The 536-nt window shown below is 71.1% G+C and carries 1 pseudogene; it reads left to right on the plus strand.

Features of this window, described 5'->3' with window-relative positions:
- A pseudogene (locus tag EN851_RS34150) lies at positions 1–536 on the plus strand (chromosome segregation protein SMC); the annotation flags it as partial.

Below are 536 nucleotides of genomic sequence, written 5' to 3' on the forward strand. Positions count from 1 at the left end.
GTCGACCGCGAGCTGTCCGACATCGTCGCCAGCATTTCCGGCCTGCCCGATCCGGCCGAGAAGCGGCTGCTGGTCGAGGATGCCGCGGCGCGGCTGGAAGAGAGCGAGGCCGGCGCCATTGCGGCCGAGCAGGCGGTCGCCGAGGCGCGTGGCGCCGAAAGCGCCGCCCGTCCGCCGCTACAGGACGCCAAGGCTGAGTTGCAGCGCATCGAGACCGAAGCCCGCACCCTTTCCAAGATTCTGAATGCCGCCAGTGGCGATCTTTTCCCCTCCGTGCTGGAGCAGATCAGCGTCGAGCGCGGCTACGAGACGGCGCTTGGCGCAGCCCTTGGCGAGGACCTCGACGTGCCGCTTGACCGCAGCGCCCCGGTGCATTGGGGCGAAAGCGCGATGCAGCCGGGCGACGCGTCACTGCCCGAGGGCGTGAAGAGCCTGGCAAGCGTGGTGCATGCGCCGGCGCAGCTCGCCCGCCGACTGGCGCAGATCGGCATCGTCGACGCCGCCGACGGCCGCCGGCTCCAAGCGCTTCTGGCTCC

The organism is Mesorhizobium sp. M8A.F.Ca.ET.208.01.1.1, assembly GCF_004791315.1.
GTDB lineage: Bacteria > Pseudomonadota > Alphaproteobacteria > Rhizobiales > Rhizobiaceae > Mesorhizobium.